Below are 19,122 nucleotides of genomic sequence, written 5' to 3'. Positions count from 1 at the left end.
ATCAGGAGACTCCGATGTCCGTTGAGCATGCTGCGGTGCAACGCGCCGATTTCGACCAGGTAATGGTCCCCAATTACGCCCCGGCCGGGTTCATTCCCGTGCGCGGTGCGGGTTCCCGGGTCTGGGATCAGGCGGGGCGCGAACTGGTGGATTTCTCGGGCGGGATCGCCGTCAACGTATTGGGCCACTGCCATCCGGCGCTGGTCGGTGCCTTGACCGAGCAGGCCAACAACCTCTGGCATGTGTCCAACGTTTTCACCAACGAGCCGACCCTGCGTCTGGCGAAAAAGCTGGTGGATTCGACCTTCGCCGAGCGCGTGTTCTTCTGTAACTCGGGTGCTGAAGCCAACGAAGCCGCCTTCAAGCTGGCGCGTCGTGTGGCGCATGACCAGTACGGCCCGGAAAAATACGAAATCATCGCGGCGCTGAACAGTTTTCATGGCCGCACCCTGTTCACTGTCAGCGTCGGTGGCCAGCCGAAATACTCCGATGGTTTCGGGCCGAAAATCACCGGCATCAGCCACGTGCCGTACAACGACCTTGAAGCGTTGAAAGCGGCTGTTACCGACAAGACCTGCGCCGTGGTGCTGGAGCCGATTCAAGGCGAGGGCGGCGTGTTGCCGGGCCAGCTGGAATACCTGCAAGGCGCGCGCAAGCTGTGTGACGAGCACAACGCGTTGCTGGTATTCGATGAAGTGCAGAGCGGCATGGGCCGTAGCGGTCATCTGTTCGCCTACATGCATTACGGCGTGACCCCGGACATCCTTTCCAGCGCTAAAAGCATCGGTGGCGGCTTCCCCCTGGCGGCCATGCTGACCACTGAAAAACTTGCCAAACACTTTGCGGTCGGCGTTCACGGCACCACGTATGGCGGCAACCCGCTGGCCTGCGCGGTCGGTGAGGCGGTGATTGATGTCGTCAATACGCCTGAAGTGCTGGCTGGCGTGCAGCGCAAGCATCAGCAATTCAAGACTCGCCTGGAGAGCATCGGCCAGCAATATGGCGTGTTCACCGAAGTGCGCGGCCTGGGCCTGTTGATCGGCTGCGTGCTGTCCGACGCCTGGAAAGGCAAGGCCAAGGACATTTTCAACGCCGCTGAAGCCCAGGATCTGATGATTCTGCAGGCCGGTCCCGACGTGATCCGTTTCGCGCCGAGCCTGGTGATTGAAGACGCAGACATCGAAGAAGGCCTGAACCGCTTCGAGCGTGCCATCGCCAAGCTGACGTCCTGATTCATCCGCTTTATCCCGGTGTCTGCCTGATCGGCAAACACCGGACATTTTCCTGTGCTGTGCGGCATGATGCCGTGTGGTGCTTTTACCAGTGCCGGCGTAAATGCCGGTCGATCTACAAGGAGTGGCACCATGCTGGTGATGCGCCCTGCGCAAATGGCTGATCTGGCCGAGGTTCAACGCCTCGCTGCCGACAGCCCTATCGGTGTCACGTCCTTGCCCGACGATGCTGGCCGCCTGACCGACAAGATCGGCTCGTCGGAGGCATCATTCGCCGCCGAGGTCAGCTTCAACGGCGAAGAAACCTACTTCTTCGTGCTCGAAGACAGCGAAAGCGGCAAGCTGGTGGGCTGCTCGGGCATTGTTGCTTCGGCGGGCTACTCCGAGCCGTTTTACAGTTTTCGCAACGAAACCTTCGTGCATGCTTCCCGCGAACTGAAGATCCATAACAAGATCCATGTTCTGTCCCAGTGTCACGACCTGACCGGTAACAGCCTGCTGACCAGTTTCTACGTGGTCCCGGAGCTGCTTGGCACTGCTTGGTCGGAGCTCAACTCTCGCGGCCGCCTGCTGTTTGTTGCCAGTCACCCCGAGCGTTTCGCCGATTCGGTGGTCACCGAGATCGTCGGTTACAGCGACGAACAGGGAGATTCGCCATTCTGGGATGCCATCGGGCGCAACTTCTTCGATCTCAACTACGCCGCTGCCGAGCGCCTGTGCGGGCTGAAAAGCCGGACCTTCCTCGCCGAGCTGATGCCGCATTACCCGATCTACGTGCCATTGCTGCCTGACGCTGCGCAGGAGGCCATGGGTCAGGTGCATCCGCGTGCGCAGATCACCTTCGACATCCTGATGCGCGAAGGCTTTGAAACCGACCATTACATCGACATCTTCGACGGTGGCCCGACCCTGCATGCCAAGGTATCCGGAATCCGGTCCATCGCGCAGAGCCGTCTGGTGCCGGTCAAGGTCGAAACCGCGCAAAGCAGCGATGTCGGCACAGGCGGGCGTCTTTATCTGGTTGCCAACGGCCTGTTGCAGGATTACCGCGCGGTGCTCCTGGAACTGGACTGGGCACCTGGCAGACCGGTGGTGCTGAGCCTGCAGGCCGCCGAAGCACTGGGCGTTGGTGAAGGTGCCAGTGTGCGGATCGTCGCGGTCTGAGCCAGACGTTCGATAGCCGATTAGCGAGTTTCAAGGCTCTCGATGAGCCGCTGAGGAGATAACATGATCGTTCGTCCTGTACGCAGCAGTGACCTGCCTGCGCTGATCGAGCTGGCGCGCAGCACCGGTGCCGGTCTGACGACACTGCCCGCCAATGAGCAGCGTCTCGCGCACCGGGTAGGCTGGGCTGAAAAGACCTTTCGCGGAGAAGCCGAGCGCGGCGATGCCGACTATCTGTTCGTGCTTGAAGATGACGATGGTCGGGTGGTCGGTATCTCTGCCATCGCCGGGGCGGTCGGCCTGCGCGAGCCCTGGTACAACTATCGGGTCGGCCTCACGGTCAGTGCGTCGCAGGAACTGAACATCTACCGGGAAATCCCGACCCTGTTCCTGGCCAACGACCTGACCGGCAATTCCGAGCTGTGCTCGCTGTTCCTGCACAGCGATTCACGCAATGGCCTCAATGGCCGCCTGCTGTCCAAGGCGCGCATGCTGTTCATCGCCGAATTTCCGAAGCTGTTCGGTAACAAGATCATTGCCGAGATGCGTGGCATGTCCGACGAGAATGGCCGGTCGCCGTTCTGGGAAAGTCTGGGTCGGCATTTCTTCAAGATGGAATTCAGTCAGGCCGATTACCTGACCGGCGTTGGCAACAAGGCATTCATTGCCGAGCTGATGCCCAAATTTCCGCTTTATAGCTGCTTTCTTTCCGAAGATGCACGCAATGTGATCGGCCGCGTGCATGTCGACACCGAGCCTGCGCTGACCATGCTCAAGGGCGAGGGTTTCTCGTATCAGGGTTACGTCGACATCTTCGATGCTGGGCCTGCCATCGAGTGCGAGACCGGCAAGATTCGCGCAATCAAGGACAGCCAGACGCTGGTACTGGCCATCGGTACGCCAGGTGACGATGCGCCGCAGTTTCTGATTTACAACCGCAAGCGTGAAGACTGCCGCATTACGGTAGGCGCTGCGCGTTTCGCCGCTGGCACGCTGGTGGTTGCGCCACAAACCGCCAAGCGGCTGCGCATGAGTGCAGGCGACAACGTGCGCGCCGTGCCTTTGTCTGCGGCGCGGGAGGGCGTTTGATGAGTACCCTCTACATTGCAGGTGCATGGCAGGCCGGGCAGGGCGAGCTGTTCCATTCGTTGAACCCGGTGAGCCAGCAAACGCTCTGGTCCGGGCAGGCTGCTACGCCAGAACAAGTCGATTACGCAGTGCAGGCTGCGCGTCAGGCATTTCCCGGCTGGGCGCAGCGCTCTCTGGATCAGCGCATTGCTGTGCTGGAGGCCTTTGCTGCCAGCCTCAATGGCCGCGCCGATGAACTGGCGCATTGCATCGGTGAAGAAACCGGCAAGCCTTTGTGGGAGTCGGCGACCGAAGTAACCAGCATGGTCAACAAGATTGCCATCTCGGTGCAGAGCTATCGCGAACGAACCGGCGAAAAGAGCGGGCCGCTGGGCGATGCCACCGCAGTATTGCGCCATAAGCCACATGGTGTGGTCGCGGTGTTCGGGCCGTACAACTTTCCTGGTCATTTGCCTAACGGGCACATCGTTCCGGCCTTGCTGGCGGGCAATACGGTAGTGTTCAAGCCCAGCGAACTGACGCCGAAAGTCGCCGAACTGACCATCAAGTGCTGGATCGAAGCCGGGTTGCCTGCCGGTGTTCTCAACCTGCTGCAAGGCGGGCGCGAAACCGGTATCGCACTGGCTGCCAGCCCAGGCATCGACGGGCTGTTCTTCACCGGCTCAAGCCGCACCGGTGATGCGCTGCACCAACAGTTCGCCGGGCGTCCCGACAAAATTCTCGCGTTGGAAATGGGCGGTAACAATCCACTGATCGTTGATCAGGTTCAGGACATCGACGCAGCGGTTTACACCATCATTCAGTCGGCGTTCATTTCTGCAGGCCAGCGCTGCACGTGCGCGCGTCGCCTGTTGGTGCCCAAGGGCGACTGGGGCGATGCCTTGCTGGCGCGGCTGGTTGCCGTCAGCGCGACTATCGAGGTGGGGGCGTTCGATCAGCAGCCGTCTCCGTTCATGGGCTCGGTCATTTCACTGGAGGCCGCACACGCCTTGCTCGACGCGCAGCGCAACCTGCTCGCCAACGGCGCAGTGACCTTGCTGGAAATGCGTCAGCCGCAGGCCGGAGCAGCGCTGCTGACGCCGGGCATTATCGATGTCAGCGCGGTCGCCGAGCGGCCTGACGAAGAGCTGTTCGGCCCGCTGTTGCAGGTTATCCGCTACGCCGGTTTCGACGCCGCCATCGCCGAAGCCAACGCCACTCGCTATGGCCTGGCGGCAGGCTTGCTCTCGGACTCCGAAGCGCGCTATCAGCAGTTCTGGCTGCACAGCCGCGCCGGGATCGTCAACTGGAACAAACAGCTGACCGGCGCCGCCAGCAGCGCACCGTTCGGCGGGGTCGGCGCCTCGGGCAACCACCGCGCCAGCGCTTATTACGCAGCCGACTATTGCGCCTATCCGGTGGCTTCGCTGGAGGCGGGCAGCCTGACCCTGCCGTTGACACTGACCCCCGGCATCAGGCTGAGCTGACAGGGTGCGCACGATTGCTTATAAAAACAGATCCACGGAGCCTTGCCGATGAAGTCCTGTGAAGTGAATTTTGACGGTCTGGTAGGGCCAACCCACAACTACGGCGGGTTGTCCTACGGTAATGTCGCCTCCCAGAGTAACAGCCAGCAATGCGCGAACCCGCGTGAAGCAGCGCTGCAAGGCCTGGCGAAAATGAAGGCGCTGATGGACCTGGGTTTTACCCAGGGCGTGCTGGCACCGCAGGAACGCCCTGATGTGGCCGGTTTGCGGCAGTTGGGTTTCACCGGCAGCGATGAACAGGTGATTGAAAAAGCCGCCCGTCAGGATATGCCATTGCTGGTTGCCAGTTGCTCGGCATCGAGCATGTGGGTGGCCAACGCGGCGACGGTCAGCCCCAGTGCTGACACCGCAGATGGGCGCGTGCATTTCACGGCAGCCAACCTCAACTGCAAATACCATCGCAGCATCGAACACCCGACCACCAGCCGCGTGCTGGGGGCGATGTTTGCCGATGCAAAGCACTTTGCCCATCATCCTGCGTTGCCACCAGTCGCGCAGTTCGGCGACGAAGGCGCAGCCAACCACACCCGTTTCTGTCAGGACTACGGCCAGCCCGGCGTGGAGTTTTTTGTTTTTGGCCGCAGTGCGTTCGATACCCGCTACCCGGCACCGCAGAAGTATCCGGCCCGCCAGACCCTGGAAGCGTCACGAGCTGTTGCGCGTTTGCATGGCTTGAGCGAGGGTGGCGTGGTTTATGCTCAGCAGAACCCGGCTGTCATCGATCAAGGTGTATTTCATAACGATGTGATCGCGGTCGGCAACGGTGAGGTGCTGTTCTATCACGAGGATGCATTCCTCAACACCGAGCCAATGCTCAATGAGCTGCGCGACAAACTCGGCCGTGTCGGCGGGCAGTTGCGGGCGATTTGTGTGCCGCGTGCCGAGGTCTCGGTGCAGGATGCGGTGCGCTCTTACCTGTTCAATAGCCAGTTGTTGTCATGCCCGGACGGCTCGATGCTGCTGATCGTGCCGCAGGAGTGTCAGGCCAATGCGAGCGTCTGGGCTTATCTGCAGCGATTGATTGCCGATGACGGCCCGGTTGCCCAGGTCAAAGTGTTCGACCTCAAGCAAAGCATGCAGAACGGCGGCGGCCCTGCCTGCCTGCGACTGCGTGTAGCGCTCAAGGAAACCGAGCTGGCTGCGGTGAACCCTGGCGTGATCATGACCGCGCCGCTGTACGACACGCTGACGCAATGGGTCGACAGGCACTACCGTGATCGCATGAGTGAAAACGATCTGGCCGATCCCCGATTGCTGAGCGAATGCCGTACGGCATTGGATGAACTGACGCAAATCCTTAAACTGGGTGCCGTCTATCCGTTTCAACTGAATTGAAACACCCTGCGCGCCGGGCAAATGTCTGGCGCATGATTTCTTTATCTAGAGCATTCCGACTATGAGCGACGCCCTGCAACTGATCCTTGAAGACACCGATGGCACCCAGCTGGAAACCTCCTGCACCCGCGTTGCGATTATCTGGCAGGGCAAGGAGCTGTGGATTCAGCAGGATGGCCGTGGCCAATTGCTGATCGGTGTTGATGTCGAAGAAGACGATGCCGAGTACGCCAACCTGCTGCTGCGCCCGTTGGCAACCAACCTGGTCAGCCTGCAACTGGAAATGGAGCCAGCCGACGCAGGTGCCGACGAAGACGGTCACGTTCACGGTCCTGACTGCAACCACTAAGGAAGTTGCCCTATGCTCGCCCTCGGCAAATTGCTTGAACTGACCCTGGCTGGACGTGAGCCAGCGGAAAAGACTCAACTGACCGTCGAAGGCGTGCGCATGCGATGGATGGGCGAGGGGGCTCTGGAGGTCCGCCCGCCGGAGGTCCGTGACAATGGCACGGACCTGCTGCTCTCTGCCGGTATTCATGGCAACGAGACTGCACCCATCGAGCTGCTGGATGAACTGATCCGCAGCATCGCGCGCGGCGATCTTAAACCGCGTGCACGTATTCTGTTTCTGTTCGGCAATCCCGACGCCATGCGGCGCGGTACCCGGTTTGTCGAGCAGGACGTCAATCGGCTGTTCAACGGTCGTCACGAGCAAAGTGGCGGTGCAGAAGCCCTGCGTGCCTGCGAGCTGGAGCACCTGGCCGCCAGCTTTTTCAGCCTGCCGGATCGCTACCGCCTGCATTACGACCTGCACACTGCCATTCGCGGTTCGAAGATCGAGCAGTTCGCGCTGTACCCGTGGAAAGGAGGCCGTCAGCACTCGCGTCTCGAACTGGCCCGGCTGCGTGCTGCGGGGATGAGTGCGGTGTTGTTGCAGAACAAGCCGTCCATTGTGTTCAGTGCCTATACCTACGATCAACTGGGTGCCGAGGCCTTCACGCTGGAACTGGGCAAGGCCCGGCCGTTCGGCCAGAACCAACAGGTCAACCTTGCGCCGCTGCGTCTGCGTCTGGAGCAGATCATCGAAGGCCGCGAGCCCGAGCTGGATGAAAATCTTGAGGGGTTGCAACTGTTCAGCGTGGCACGCGAAGTCATCAAGCGTACCGATGCGTTCACGTTCAACCTTGCCGATGCTGTAGAAAACTTCTCACCGCTGGAAAAGGGCTACGTGCTGGCCGAAGACGCGGGTGGTTCACGCTGGGTGGTAGAGGAGGAGGGCGCGAGGATCATCTTCCCCAACCCGAAAGTCAAAAACGGCCTGCGGGCGGGGATTCTGATTGTGCCGACTGATGCGGGTAGCCTTGGCTGATCGCTGGGCACCCACAAGATCGGACGCAGAGCGTCCAGAACGGCATTCCCACGCTGGAGCGTGAGGAACGATAATCTCAACTATCGTGCGACGCTGCAGCGTGAGGAGCGATAATCTCGACTATCGTGCGACGCTCCGCGTCGGCATGCCGTTCTGGACGCTCTGCGTCCTCTTTGCGACATAAAACCTGCGCAACGAGAGTCGTCCTGAAGAACGCCTCTCGTGCCGCTGCTACGCGTTTCAGCAGGCCGCTTTTTGCTGAGCGTCCAGGCGACGCAGGCTGCGTACCTTGTTCAAGGTGTCAGCGCAGGTCTTGGCCGCTTCTTCGCCTTTGTGCGAGAAGTGATCGAAGAAGAACTTCTGATGTTCTTCGCCCGCATGGAAGTGGTGCGGTGTCAGGACCACGGAAAACACCGGTACTTCGGTTTCCAGCTGGACCTGCATCAGCGCGCTGACCACTGACTGCGCAACGAATTCATGGCGATAGATGCCGCCGTCCACTACCAGTGCAGCGCCGACGATGCCAGCGTAGCGGCCGGTATTGGCCAGCAGTTTTGCATGCAGCGGAATTTCGAAGGCACCGCCCACTTCAAAGATGTCGATGTCACTTTCCGCATAGCCATGATTGGCCATCTCGGCGATAAAACCTTTACGGCTTTGATCGACGATATCCTTGTGCCAGCAGGCCTGGATGAAGGCGACGCGTTCGTTCGGGTGGTTTTTGCTTTTGCTGTCGATTGCAGTAGGTTGCACGTGTTCTGACTCCTGTTTATGGAAAAAACAGGGCGTTTGGATCGAAAGGGATTCAAGTCGCGTAGGAAAGCCTCCTGAACGATGTCGTTCATGATGAGGTTTTGCAGACGTTCTTGCAGACACCAATCCCGCTCTCTCTTCATCCGGACTATGACCGTCGGCCCCGGAATCACACCGGGTCTGCTGACCTTGCCGATCGCCAGCCAAAGCTGCGACCCCCAAGCGCTCGCGGGCTAGACGCATTGCGCGCCATTACCGCCGGTGGGGAATTGCACCCCGCCCTGAGAACGTTGCCGGCACTTTACGTGGCCGGCGCGGGATTTTTATCACAGTTCGCTGGATCATGCATGGACACTTTCGTACGGTGCACCTACCTTTTTCTTATAAGGGCACGGAGTATCGAGAGCGGCGGTGCTTGATTATCATGTACCGCGTCTTCTGTAATGCCTTGTTGCAAGCCAAAGGTTGCATGCATTATCGATCTTCAACTTCAGGGAGCTTTTTCGTGACTGTCATCGATCTGCGCAGCGACACAGTGACTCTGCCTACGGCCGGTATGCGCGATGCCATGGCACGTGCGCCCGTTGGCGATGACGTCTACGGTGAGGACCCAACCGTCAACCTGCTCGAAGCGACGCTCGCCGAGCGCCTCGGGTTTGATGCTGCGCTGTTCGTGCCGTCAGGCACCATGAGTAATCTGCTGGCACTGATGGCGCACTGTGAGCGTGGCGATGAATACATCGTCGGCCAGCAGGCACACACGTATAAGTACGAAGGCGGCGGTGCAGCGGTACTGGGTTCCATCCAGCCGCAGCCACTGGACGTGCAGGCCGATGGCTCGCTGGACCTGAAGCAGGTGCTCGACGCCATCAAGCCCGATGACTTTCACTTTGCCCGCACACGCCTGCTGGCCCTGGAAAACACCATGCAGGGCAAGGTGCTACCGTTGGAATACCTGGCCGCCGCACGCACACTGACGCTGGAAAAAGGCCTCGCCCTTCATCTGGACGGCGCACGGCTGTACAACGCATCGGTCAGGCTGGGAGTCGATGTCCGCGAGATTACCCGGCACTTCGATTCGGTATCGGTGTGCCTTTCCAAGGGTCTGGGCGCACCGATCGGCTCGGTGCTGTGCGGATCGCAGCCATTGATCGCCAGAGCGCGTCGCCTGCGCAAGATGCTCGGTGGCGGCATGCGTCAGGCCGGAGGGCTGGCTGCCGCAGGGCTCTACGCGCTTGATCATCAGGTCGAGCGGCTGGCGGATGACCATGCCAATGCTGCGTTTCTGGCCGAAGGCCTGAGCGGGCTCGGCTACGCTGTCGAGCCGGTGCAGACCAATATGGTCTACGTGCAGATTGGTGAGCGCGCTGCAGCACTCAAGGCGTTCTGCGCCGAGCGTGGCATCGTGCTCACAGCCGCGTCGCGACTGCGCATGGTGACCCATCTGAATGTGTCGAGTGCGCAGGTTGAACAGGTCATCGCTGCATTTGCAGCCTTTGAACACTCATGAGATGACGATAATCCAGTTAGTTGTTTCTATCGCACAAACACACTGTACCGAGGGCGCAACGCCTATATAATGCGGCCCTTTGCCGTCGCTACGTCATTTGACGTTTTGCACTTGCCTCTGGCCGCAGTCTCCGTGGAAGAACCTATGAAAAGCGCAGAAATCCGTGAAGCCTTCCTTGGCTTCTTCGAAGAGCAAGGCCACACCCGTGTTGCTTCAAGCTCCTTGATTCCGGGCAATGACCCAACCCTGCTGTTCACTAACGCAGGCATGAACCAGTTCAAGGATTGCTTCCTGGGCCAGGAAAAACGCGCCTACACCCGCGCCGTTACCAGTCAGAAATGCGTGCGTGCCGGTGGCAAGCACAATGACCTGGAAAACGTCGGCTATACCGCTCGTCACCACACTTTTTTCGAAATGCTGGGCAACTTCAGCTTCGGTGACTATTTCAAGCGTGATGCCATCACCTACGCCTGGACTTTCCTGACCTCCGAGAAATGGCTGAACCTGCCCAAGGAAAAGCTTTGGGTCACGGTCTACGCGACCGACGACGAAGCCTACGACATCTGGACCAAAGAGATCGGCGTGCCTGCCGAGCGCATGGTTCGTATCGGCGACAACAAAGGCGCGCCTTACGCCTCCGATAACTTCTGGACGATGGGCGATACCGGGCCATGCGGTCCTTGCAGCGAGATTTTCTTCGATCACGGCCCGGAAATCTGGGGTGGCCCGCCAGGCTCGCCGGAAGAAGACGGTGACCGTTACATCGAAATCTGGAACAACGTATTCATGCAGTTCAACCGTACGGCTGATGGCGTGTTGCACCCACTGCCGGCGCCCTCGGTCGATACGGGTATGGGCCTGGAGCGTGTCAGTGCCGTTCTGCAACACGTACATTCCAACTATGAAATCGACCTGTTCCAGAGCCTGCTGGCTGCGTCGGCCAAGGCCATTGGTTGCAGCAATGACAACCAGGCTTCGCTGAAGGTCGTGGCGGACCACATCCGTTCTTGCGGTTTCCTGATCGCAGACGGCGTGCTGCCTTCCAACGAAGGTCGTGGCTATGTCCTGCGCCGCATCATTCGTCGCGCCTGCCGTCACGGCAACAAGCTGGGTGCCAAGGGCAGCTTCTTCTACCAGATCGTTGCGGCGCTGGTGGCCGAAATGGGCTCTGCGTTCCCTGAGCTGGTGCAACAGCAGTCGCATATCGAGCGCGTGCTGAAAGGTGAAGAGGAACAGTTCGCCAAGACCCTTGAACAGGGTCTGAAAATTCTTGAACGGGATCTGGCTGACCTCAAAGGCACCGTGGTGCCGGGTGAAGTCGTGTTCAAGCTGTACGACACCTACGGTTTCCCGATGGACCTGACGGGTGACATCGCCCGCGAGCGCAATCTGACCCTGGACGAAGCCGGCTTCGAGCGTGAAATGGACGCCCAGCGCGTGCGCGCCCGTTCGGCCAGCTCGTTTGGCATGGACTACAACAGCCTGGTCAAGGTCGACGTCGCCACGCAGTTCACCGGTTACTCTGCAACGACTGGCAGCGCCAGCGTTGTGTCGCTGTATAAAGAAGGTCAGTCGGTCACTCACCTGAATGAAGGCGAAGAGGGCTTGGTGATTCTCGACACCACCCCGTTCTATGCCGAATCAGGCGGTCAGATCGGCGACAGTGGTTTCCTGCATGCCGGTGATGTGCGTTTTGATGTCAGTGACACCACCAAGACTGGCGGTGCGTTCCTGCACCACGGTGTTGTGGCGTCCGGCAGCCTGAGCGTTGGCGCACAGGTTGAAACACAGGTGGCCGATGAAGTTCGCGATGCAACCAAATTGAATCATTCGGCCACTCACTTGCTGCACGCCGCATTGCGTCAGGTGCTGGGTGAGCATGTTCAACAGAAAGGCTCGCTGGTCGACAGTCAGCGTCTGCGCTTTGACTTCAGCCATTTCGAGGCGATCAAGCCCGATCAACTGCGTGCGCTGGAAGATATAGTCAACGCCGAGATTCGCAAGAACACCGAGGTAATGACCGAAGAAACCGATATCGACACGGCGAAGAAGAAGGGCGCCATGGCGCTGTTCGGCGAAAAGTACGGCGACAGTGTTCGCGTACTGAGCATGGGCGGCGAGTTTTCCGTCGAGCTGTGTGGTGGCATTCACGCCAGCCGCACCGGTGACATCGCGCTGTTCAAGATCGTCAGTGAAGGCGGTGTCGCTGCAGGTGTGCGGCGTATCGAGGCGGTTACCGGTGCTGCTGCGCTGGCCTGGCTGAATGCGGCCGAAGATCAACTCAAGGAAGCCGCGACGCTGGTCAAAGGTAATCGCGACAACCTGCTGGACAAGCTGACGGCTGTGCTTGAGCGCAACCGTCTGCTGGAAAAACAACTGGAACAACTGCAAGCCAAGGCAGCCAGTGCCGCCGGCGACGACCTGTCGTCTGCCGCGCTGGATGTCAAAGGGGTCAAGGTTCTGGCTACGCGCCTGGATGGCCAGGACGGCAAGGCGCTGCTGGCGCTTGTCGACCAGTTGAAGAACAAGCTCGGCCGCGCAGTGATCCTGCTCGGCAGTGTTCATGAGGACAAGGTTGTCTTGGTCGCAGGCGTGACCAAGGACCTGACTGGCCAACTCAAAGCCGGTGATTTGATGAAGCAGGCGGCTGCCGCTGTCGGTGGTAAAGGCGGTGGGCGTCCTGATATGGCTCAAGGCGGTGGTGTCGATGCAGGTGCGCTGGATTCAGCGCTGGCACTGGCCGTTCCTTTTGTAGAGCAGGGTATCTGAGTCGAGTCTGCAAGCCTGTCGATTGCCGGCAGCCCTTGCAAGGATTTGAATGGGTTAATAGGTGCTCTTAACGGGTTCTGAGGCGGCTTTGAGATGGCTTTAATCGTACAGAAATTTGGCGGCACCTCGGTGGGCTCTGTAGAGCGCATCGAGCAGGTGGCCGACAAGGTCAAGAAATTCCGTGAGGCTGGAGACGACCTTGTGGTCGTGCTGTCGGCCATGAGCGGCGAAACCAACCGTTTGATCGAGCTGGCCAGGCAGATCAGTGATCAGCCGGTTCCCCGTGAACTGGACGTGATCGTTTCCACTGGCGAGCAGGTCACCATCGCGCTGCTGGCGATGGCGCTGATGAAACGTGGCGTGCCTGCTGTGTCCTACACCGGCAATCAGGTCCGTATCCTTACCGACAGCGCGCACAACAAGGCGCGCATCCTGCAGATCGACGACCAGAAGATCCGCTCCGACCTGAAAGCCGGTCGTGTGGTGGTGGTCGCCGGCTTCCAGGGCGTCGATGAGCACGGCAACATCACCACCCTCGGCCGTGGTGGCTCGGACACTACGGGTGTTGCGCTGGCCGCAGCGCTGAAAGCTGACGAGTGCCAGATCTACACTGACGTCGATGGTGTGTACACCACCGACCCGCGTGTCGTGTCGCAGGCTCAGCGCCTCGACAAGATCACCTTCGAAGAGATGCTGGAGATGGCCAGCCTCGGGTCCAAGGTGCTACAGATCCGTGCGGTCGAGTTCGCCGGCAAATACAACGTCCCGCTGCGCGTTTTGCACAGCTTCAAAGAGGGGCCGGGCACCCTCATTACAATCGATGAAGAGGAATCCATGGAACAGCCGATCATTTCCGGCATCGCCTTCAACCGCGATGAAGCCAAGCTGACCATCCGTGGTGTGCCAGACACCCCCGGCGTAGCGTTCAAGATTCTCGGCCCGATCAGCGCGGCCAATATCGAAGTCGACATGATCGTGCAGAATGTTTCGCACGATAACACCACCGATTTCACCTTCACGATCCATCGCAACGACTATCAGGCGGCCTTGCAGGTGCTTGAGTCCACCGCGCGTGAGATCAGCGCTCGTGAAGTGTCCGGCGATACCAAGATCGCCAAGGTGTCCATTGTCGGTGTCGGCATGCGCTCGCATGCAGGCGTTGCCAGCCGTATGTTTGAAGCATTGGCCAAGGAAAGTATCAATATACAGATGATCTCCACGTCGGAAATCAAGGTTTCCGTGGTCGTCGAAGAGAAGTATCTGGAGTTGGCTGTGCGCGCGTTGCACACGGCTTTTGAGCTGGATGCTCCGCGGCAGGGTGAGTGATCCTGTCGTCGAAGGGCGCGGTCTGACCGCGTCTTTCGGGTGCTGCGCAGAAAGGCTGTGGTTTTCTTTGCGTTAGTCGATACACAGGTAAGGGTTGTGGCCTTGTGCTACAGGTCGATGCCTACTGGTTTGCAGACTGTTGTCCCTGAATAAAGGCGTAAGGAGAAAAGTATGCTGATTCTGACTCGTCGGTGCGCGGAAAGCCTGATCATTGGTGACGGTGAGATTACCGTGACCGTGCTCGGAGTGAAGGGTAATCAGGTGCGTATTGGTGTCAATGCGCCCAAGGAAGTCGCTGTCCACCGTGAAGAGATTTACCTTCGCATCAAGAAAGAGAAGGACGAAGAACCAAGCCATTAATTTTTATTGAATTTTTGGTTTGCAAACGGGGAAAAGGGTGGTTATTATACGCCCCGTGTTGCGGAGAGCTGGCCGAGTGGCCGAAGGCGCTCCCCTGCTAAGGGAGTACACCTCAAAAGGGTGTCGGGGGTTCGAATCCCCCGTTCTCCGCCATTATTTATGTAGTGCGTAAGATTGGGCTTGATCGGTAAGTTGTTGAATTTACTAGAAAAAGTTCTTGACTAAACAATGTTACGACCTATAATGCGCGGCACCAACACATGCACTCGTAGCTCAGCTGGATAGAGTACTCGGCTACGAACCGAGCGGTCACAGGTTCGAATCCTGTCGAGTGCACCATACAACGAAAAGCCCACATCGAAAGATGTGGGCTTTTTGCTTTCTAGCGTTTTCCTTTAACGCATCCGTTCCCGTCGAATGTCACATTGTTGCTGCGGCCCTTTTTCTGGTTGTACACGTAATGCAATTCGCCATTACGGTTGGTGATTTTGTCCGGACGCCCCAGCAGGCTCTCGACATCACGCATAGTCATGCCGGGAGGTGTGCGCTGGTTGATGATAGCTGCCCGACGCTGTTCGGCGCTCAGGCGGTTGCCGCAACCATCATCGCGCGTGCCGACCACTACCAGTTCCTGGCTCGCGGGCTTCCTGCGTGTTGGCGCTGAAAGGTTTGCGGGCGGGAGTAACCCGATGTTGGTTCCCGGTGGCGCATTGAAGGCCCTTTGCATGCTGGTGCTGTGGCCTTCAGGGCAGCCGAGAGTGGTGAACATGATTTTTCCGGAAGCGTCTTCGCAGCGATGAACAGTGCTGGCGGTCGCGGGTGCAGGAGCGCAGAGTAGAGCGCTCCACAGGGATAGATGAACGGCTGTGCGCATGCTCAAGTCCTCCATGACAGGGTGTCGTGCAAGCCTAGCCGCAGCCTCTGGAGGCGGCGAGCAGGTTTTCTTGGCTGAATGTGACGTTGAGGCCGGGCCAGCTCACAGAGTTTTACAGGTTTGTGCTGCAAACGGTTGTTATAGGCCGAATTTCTCGCATGCGCTTCTCTAAAAGCGGTGTATCATTGCGCCCGTCAGCTCCGCCGGGGCTTGTGGAACACCTCCATGGACTTACCCAGTCGTTACTCAATAATGTTTTTCAACAATCATGAATTAACTGATTGATCTCCCGGCGTGCTCCGCTGCTGGGAGTGGAGTTCGCCTATGACCGAAAGAGAAGTAAAAAAAACGCAGGAAAGCTTGCAGGATCGCCTGGCTCAGGTTGTCGATCTGCTGCAGCGCCAGCGTATTGTTGAAGACCTGACCCATCGTCAGGAAGGTCAGCATCAGGACCGTGTAGAAAACCTGGTTCACCGGCAGAACCTCGTCGAGTTGCAACGCAAGCTCGAAGACCTTCACTCTGCCGACGTCGCTTATATCCTCGAAGCCCTGCCTCTGGAAGATCGTCTGACCGTATGGCAGCTGGTCAAGGCTGAGCGTGACGGCGACATTCTTCTTGAAGTATCCGATTCCGTTCGTGAAACCCTGATCGCTGACATGGATGATCACGAGTTGCTCGCGGCGGCATGGGACATGGACGCCGACGAACTGGCTGACCTTGCTCCCGAGTTGCCCCGTGATGTCGTTCACGAGCTTATGGAGGCACTGGATTCACAACAGCGTGAGCGCGTCCGTTCGGCTTTGTCCTATGACGAGGATCAGGTCGGTGCGCTGATGGACTTCGAGATGGTGACGATCCGTGAGGATGTCAGCCTTGAAGTGGTGCTGCGCTACCTGCGCAGGTTGAAAGAGCTGCCGGGCCACACCGACAAACTGTTTGTGGTCGACTCCGAAGGCGTGCTCAAGGGTGTGCTGCCGATCAAGCGCCTGCTGGTCAATGATCCGGAGAAGCAGGTTGGCGAAGTCATGGCCAACGATCCGGTCAGCTTTCACCCGGAAGATGATGCCTACGATGCGGCACAGGCCTTCGAGCGTTACGACCTTATCTCTACGCCGGTGGTGGACAAGAACGGCAAGCTGATCGGCCGTCTGACCATCGATGAAATGGTCGACCTGATTCGTGAAGAGAGCGAAAGCGAAGTTCTCAACATGGCGGGTCTGCGCGAAGAAGAAGATATTTTCGCTTCGGTATGGCGTTCCCTGCGCAACCGTTGGGCCTGGCTGGCAGTCAATCTGGTGACGGCCTTCCTGGCTTCGCGCGTGATCGGCCTGTTCGAAGGCTCCATCGAGAAGCTGGTGGCGCTCGCTGCGCTGATGCCTATCGTGGCCGGGATTGGTGGCAACTCCGGTAATCAGACCATCACCATGATCGTTCGCGCGATGGCGCTGGATCAGGTCAATACCGGTAATACCGCCCGCTTGCTGCGCAAGGAACTGGCTGTCGGCTTGATCAACGGTTTGCTCTGGGGCGGGGTGATCGGCGTGGTTGCCTACATGCTGTATGGCAGTTGGTCGCTAGGCGTGGTCATGACCGCAGCCATGACGCTCAATCTGCTGCTGGCGGCGCTGATGGGCGTTTCCATCCCTATGGCGCTGGCGCGCCTGGGGCGAGACCCTGCCATGGGAGCAAGCGTCATGATTACGGCGATGACCGACAGCGGCGGTTTCTTCATCTTCCTGGGGTTGGCGACGATCTTTCTGCTCTAAGCTTTCTGTTTCAAGATAGGCTCTTAAAATAAAAAAACCGCCATGATCAGGCGGTTTTTTATGCCCTGACGAAGTCTTCGGCTTGCCATGTACTGCCACTAGGCCTACGACTACTAACGAAAAAGGCTACAACGAAAAAGGCCAGCTTTCGCTGGCCTTTGTCTGTTACACCAAGTCTCAGGACTCTTCGGAAGCGAGTTCCGTGTCATGAGCAATCAGCGAAACAAGTGCATTCTGTTGACGATGTGAAAGCTGACGAAAACGTTGCAGCAGCTCGCGTTCGTGCAAGGACAGCTCAGGACTGTCAAGACGCAGGCTTGGTTCATCACCAAGTGCGCCTTCCTGAATCAGGCTTTGTTCGAGACGAGCAATGATTTCCGAGTTCATGCTGCGGTGATGATTCTTGGCTACCTCTTGCACGCGATTACGCATGCCGTCTGGTAGGCGAACGACGAACTTGTCAGCCGTGCGGCTGGAATAAGTAGCCTGTTTCATAGGGCTCATATATTTAACCGGTTAGTTCAGGGGAAGCGGTTCTAGCAAGTGGCCGCAAGATTGTCATCGTGAGACAGTCATTTTGGCCAAATGTTCAACCGGGGTTCCAAGGGGCCGACATCATGCCGTAATACGTCGAATCCTTGGCGTCAATTCTGTGACAAATATTGACTCAGGTGGCGGCTTTTGGCCAGCACCAATTATCAGAAATGCGAGCAAATTTGCAAAGTCCTCGCATTTGCCCCTGAATAACCGGGCACGTCACTGAGCTTCTTTTTGCCATCATGGCCATCTGACTCTGAGAGTAGGTCGGAATTCAGCGCAAACGAAGCTACCCGACCAAGGGTTGCGAGGGCGGGGCGAAAGCAGGATTTGGAGGATATGAGCGCAGTGCTCGGCGCGATTAGCGGGTCGAGCGAGAGGGTTGTGAGCTTTTGGTGCTATGCCTTTTAGATTAGCGAAGCACCGGGTCGAATTTGATACGACGGCCGAGAAAAAGCGCTACTACGAAAAGACTGGCGAACACGCCTGCAGCGATGTTGGCAGCGATGCTCAGGGTGTGCGCTTGGACAGGAAGCAACAGGTCAACGATCACAGCCATAATCGCCAGGACCAGAAATGACAACGCGGATTTTGACATGGCTACTCTCTCTATAAATGGCTGGTTCAAGCGTTCTCAGAAAATCCAGCGCTGCTCGGCGCGTGGCATCTGGAGTGAATCATCATCGTCATTGGCCAATACCGCTGCGCTAGCAATGCGGTCAGTCATGATAGCCAACTGAGGTGCATGGCTGATCTGGTGATGAACAGGAGCAGGTGCGGTGACCTGCGTGTCACTGGCGCCGGAGTCATGAAAATGAAATGCCACCAGAGCCACCAGAGCTGCCGCATTCAACACTGAGAGAGTCTTGTTCATTTTCCAGTACCTGTGCCCGACCGTTTGGGAGGAGATGTGTTCACTGATACTGATAATGCAGTCTGCATGCCAATCAGAAAATGATAAAAATTCCTTTTAAATCAATGACATATTAATTTAAAAAAAGTCGGGTGCAGTGCGTTTTGCAATGATGGCTTTTTGGGGGATTGCAAATTGCATGATCGGTTTATTCAGCCGCGTTTCGGGGCGACATCGGCTACAGCTTTGAAGGGCAATGACGACATGACAAAAGCGGCACATGCCGCTAAGATGCACGCCGTCCTCGCTGGCACCGATCGGTGTGCTGGCACGCAGTGTCTCAGTAGCTCAATTGGATAGAGCATCCCCCTCCTAAGGGGAAGGTTGGCAGTTCGAACCTGCCCTGGGACACCATAATTATCAAGTGGTTAGCGAGACTTGGTGTTAGCTTTTTCGATTATCCTTGTCGCTAGTCCCCACTTTGGTCCCCACTTCTCTGCACGTTCATTATCGAGAGATCCACCAAGGAACCATGGTTGTTTTGGTCGATTTCCGAAACTGGTGCTAGGGTTTGTCTGAAAAGTCAGCCCGCAAGCATCTTTCGATGCAAGCCAGTGTGACCATCGCTTTAAAGCTACTTGCCAGCTTGTCGTAACGC

Annotated in this window: 17 protein-coding genes, 3 tRNA genes, 1 pseudogene and 1 riboswitch; of the genes and pseudogenes, 15 read left to right on the top strand and 6 right to left on the bottom strand. The window is 58.2% G+C overall.

Features of this window, described 5'->3' with window-relative positions; translation table 11 throughout:
• Window positions 1-14 precede the first annotated feature (14 nt).
• From AO277_RS22275 to astE, 7 genes are all read left to right on the top strand, one after another.
• A complete protein-coding gene (locus tag AO277_RS22275) occupies window positions 15-1,232 on the top strand; it encodes an aspartate aminotransferase family protein (protein ID WP_005731375.1) in 1,218 nt (405 codons plus the stop codon).
• A gap of 132 nt (window positions 1,233-1,364) precedes the next feature.
• Entirely contained in the window at window positions 1,365-2,396 is a 1,032-nt protein-coding gene (gene aruF / locus AO277_RS22270; RefSeq protein ID WP_044318804.1) for an arginine/ornithine succinyltransferase subunit alpha, read from the top strand.
• Window positions 2,397-2,459: 63 nt separating this feature from the next.
• Window positions 2,460-3,485 (top strand): arginine N-succinyltransferase, encoded by a 1,026-nt coding sequence (gene astA / locus AO277_RS22265; protein ID WP_044318803.1) that lies wholly within the window; start codon window positions 2,460-2,462, stop codon window positions 3,483-3,485.
• The gene (gene astD, locus AO277_RS22260; RefSeq protein ID WP_161795791.1) at window positions 3,482-4,951 is read left to right on the top strand and encodes a succinylglutamate-semialdehyde dehydrogenase; all 1,470 of its coding nucleotides are present in this window, start codon (window positions 3,482-3,484) and stop codon (window positions 4,949-4,951) included. Before astA ends, astD begins: the two co-directional genes overlap by 4 nt.
• Window positions 4,952-4,999: 48 nt before the next feature.
• Window positions 5,000-6,346: an N-succinylarginine dihydrolase gene (astB, locus tag AO277_RS22255; RefSeq protein ID WP_044318801.1), complete on the top strand. Its 1,347-nt coding sequence runs from the start codon at window positions 5,000-5,002 to the stop codon at window positions 6,344-6,346.
• Window positions 6,347-6,407: 61 nt separating this feature from the next.
• Window positions 6,408-6,695, top strand: a complete 288-nt coding sequence (locus AO277_RS22250) for a hypothetical protein (RefSeq protein WP_005731381.1) — start codon at window positions 6,408-6,410, stop codon at window positions 6,693-6,695.
• A 12-nt stretch (window positions 6,696-6,707) separates the two neighbouring features.
• Window positions 6,708-7,715, top strand: coding sequence for a succinylglutamate desuccinylase (astE, locus tag AO277_RS22245; RefSeq protein WP_044318800.1), 1,008 nt, complete (start codon window positions 6,708-6,710; stop codon window positions 7,713-7,715).
• 240 nt (window positions 7,716-7,955) lie between these two features.
• Here astE and AO277_RS22240 read toward each other — a convergent pair whose 3' ends face one another.
• Window positions 7,956-8,468: a 6,7-dimethyl-8-ribityllumazine synthase gene (locus tag AO277_RS22240; protein ID WP_002554430.1), complete on the bottom strand. Its 513-nt coding sequence runs from the start codon at window positions 8,466-8,468 to the stop codon at window positions 7,956-7,958.
• Between the two features lie 126 nt (window positions 8,469-8,594).
• Window positions 8,595-8,761, bottom strand: a riboswitch (FMN riboswitch).
• A gap of 212 nt (window positions 8,762-8,973) precedes the next feature.
• Between AO277_RS22240 and ltaE the strand changes: the two genes are divergently transcribed.
• The 6 genes from ltaE to AO277_RS22210 all read left to right on the top strand — a co-directional run bounded on the left by ltaE (window position 8,974) and on the right by AO277_RS22210 (window position 14,772).
• Entirely contained in the window at window positions 8,974-9,978 is a 1,005-nt protein-coding gene (gene ltaE, locus AO277_RS22235) for a low-specificity L-threonine aldolase (protein ID WP_044318799.1), read from the top strand.
• Between the two features lie 144 nt (window positions 9,979-10,122).
• Window positions 10,123-12,747 (top strand): alanine--tRNA ligase, encoded by a 2,625-nt coding sequence (gene alaS, locus AO277_RS22230; RefSeq protein ID WP_044318798.1) that lies wholly within the window; start codon window positions 10,123-10,125, stop codon window positions 12,745-12,747.
• Between the two features lie 93 nt (window positions 12,748-12,840).
• Entirely contained in the window at window positions 12,841-14,073 is a 1,233-nt protein-coding gene (locus AO277_RS22225) for an aspartate kinase (RefSeq protein ID WP_044318797.1), read from the top strand.
• A 171-nt stretch (window positions 14,074-14,244) separates the two neighbouring features.
• Window positions 14,245-14,433: a carbon storage regulator CsrA gene (gene csrA, locus AO277_RS22220; RefSeq protein ID WP_002554426.1), complete on the top strand. Its 189-nt coding sequence runs from the start codon at window positions 14,245-14,247 to the stop codon at window positions 14,431-14,433.
• Window positions 14,434-14,495: 62 nt separating this feature from the next.
• Window positions 14,496-14,586 (top strand) — tRNA-Ser (locus AO277_RS22215).
• 109 nt (window positions 14,587-14,695) lie between these two features.
• Window positions 14,696-14,772, top strand: a tRNA-Arg gene (locus AO277_RS22210).
• A 43-nt stretch (window positions 14,773-14,815) separates the two neighbouring features.
• Here AO277_RS22210 and bamE read toward each other — a convergent pair.
• Window positions 14,816-15,307, bottom strand: a complete 492-nt coding sequence (bamE, locus tag AO277_RS22205) for an outer membrane protein assembly factor BamE domain-containing protein (RefSeq protein WP_002554425.1) — start codon at window positions 15,305-15,307, stop codon at window positions 14,816-14,818.
• Window positions 15,308-15,631: 324 nt separating this feature from the next.
• Here bamE and mgtE point away from each other — a divergent pair, with 324 nt between their 5' ends.
• Window positions 15,632-17,074, top strand: a complete 1,443-nt coding sequence (mgtE, locus tag AO277_RS22200; protein WP_044318796.1) for a magnesium transporter — start codon at window positions 15,632-15,634, stop codon at window positions 17,072-17,074.
• A 177-nt stretch (window positions 17,075-17,251) separates the two neighbouring features.
• Here mgtE and AO277_RS22195 read toward each other — a convergent pair whose 3' ends face one another.
• From AO277_RS22195 to AO277_RS22180, 3 genes are all read right to left on the bottom strand, one after another.
• On the bottom strand, window positions 17,252-17,578 hold the full coding sequence (locus AO277_RS22195; RefSeq protein ID WP_002554423.1) for an Arc family DNA-binding protein: 327 nt from the start codon (window positions 17,576-17,578) through the stop codon (window positions 17,252-17,254).
• A 445-nt stretch (window positions 17,579-18,023) separates the two neighbouring features.
• Entirely contained in the window at window positions 18,024-18,209 is a 186-nt protein-coding gene (locus AO277_RS22185) for a PA3371 family protein (RefSeq protein WP_002554422.1), read from the bottom strand.
• Between the two features lie 36 nt (window positions 18,210-18,245).
• The gene (locus tag AO277_RS22180) at window positions 18,246-18,485 is read right to left on the bottom strand and encodes a hypothetical protein (protein WP_002554421.1); all 240 of its coding nucleotides are present in this window, start codon (window positions 18,483-18,485) and stop codon (window positions 18,246-18,248) included.
• Window positions 18,486-18,801: 316 nt separating this feature from the next.
• Between AO277_RS22180 and AO277_RS22170 the strand changes: the two genes are divergently transcribed.
• Window positions 18,802-18,878: transfer RNA gene (locus AO277_RS22170), tRNA-Arg, on the top strand.
• 150 nt (window positions 18,879-19,028) lie between these two features.
• Here AO277_RS22170 and AO277_RS22165 read toward each other — a convergent pair.
• Window positions 19,029-19,122: pseudogene (locus tag AO277_RS22165) on the bottom strand (IS5/IS1182 family transposase); the annotation flags it as partial.

This window comes from Pseudomonas amygdali (genome assembly GCF_002699855.1).
GTDB classification, from domain to species: domain Bacteria; phylum Pseudomonadota; class Gammaproteobacteria; order Pseudomonadales; family Pseudomonadaceae; genus Aquipseudomonas; species Aquipseudomonas amygdali.
This window is presented reverse-complemented; position numbering and strand designations above follow the sequence as displayed.

What these genes read in the sequence shown, in the direction of transcription:
- astB (WP_044318801.1), top strand. Translation starts at nt 5,000, where the DNA reads ATGAAGTCCTGTGAAGTGAATTTTGACGGTCTGGTAGGGCCAACCCAC.
- AO277_RS22195 (WP_002554423.1), bottom strand. Translation starts at nt 17,578, where the DNA reads ATGAGCCCTATGAAACAGGCTACTTATTCCAGCCGCACGGCTGACAAG.
- mgtE (WP_044318796.1), top strand. Translation starts at nt 15,632, where the DNA reads ATGACCGAAAGAGAAGTAAAAAAAACGCAGGAAAGCTTGCAGGATCGC.
- aruF (WP_044318804.1), top strand. Translation starts at nt 1,365, where the DNA reads ATGCTGGTGATGCGCCCTGCGCAAATGGCTGATCTGGCCGAGGTTCAA.
- alaS (WP_044318798.1), top strand. Translation starts at nt 10,123, where the DNA reads ATGAAAAGCGCAGAAATCCGTGAAGCCTTCCTTGGCTTCTTCGAAGAG.
- astA (WP_044318803.1), top strand. Translation starts at nt 2,460, where the DNA reads ATGATCGTTCGTCCTGTACGCAGCAGTGACCTGCCTGCGCTGATCGAG.
- astE (WP_044318800.1), top strand. Translation starts at nt 6,708, where the DNA reads ATGCTCGCCCTCGGCAAATTGCTTGAACTGACCCTGGCTGGACGTGAG.
- AO277_RS22225 (WP_044318797.1), top strand. Translation starts at nt 12,841, where the DNA reads ATGGCTTTAATCGTACAGAAATTTGGCGGCACCTCGGTGGGCTCTGTA.
- AO277_RS22180 (WP_002554421.1), bottom strand. Translation starts at nt 18,485, where the DNA reads ATGAACAAGACTCTCTCAGTGTTGAATGCGGCAGCTCTGGTGGCTCTG.
- AO277_RS22250 (WP_005731381.1), top strand. Translation starts at nt 6,408, where the DNA reads ATGAGCGACGCCCTGCAACTGATCCTTGAAGACACCGATGGCACCCAG.
- AO277_RS22185 (WP_002554422.1), bottom strand. Translation starts at nt 18,209, where the DNA reads ATGTCAAAATCCGCGTTGTCATTTCTGGTCCTGGCGATTATGGCTGTG.
- AO277_RS22275 (WP_005731375.1), top strand. Translation starts at nt 15, where the DNA reads ATGTCCGTTGAGCATGCTGCGGTGCAACGCGCCGATTTCGACCAGGTA.
- csrA (WP_002554426.1), top strand. Translation starts at nt 14,245, where the DNA reads ATGCTGATTCTGACTCGTCGGTGCGCGGAAAGCCTGATCATTGGTGAC.
- bamE (WP_002554425.1), bottom strand. Translation starts at nt 15,307, where the DNA reads ATGCGCACAGCCGTTCATCTATCCCTGTGGAGCGCTCTACTCTGCGCT.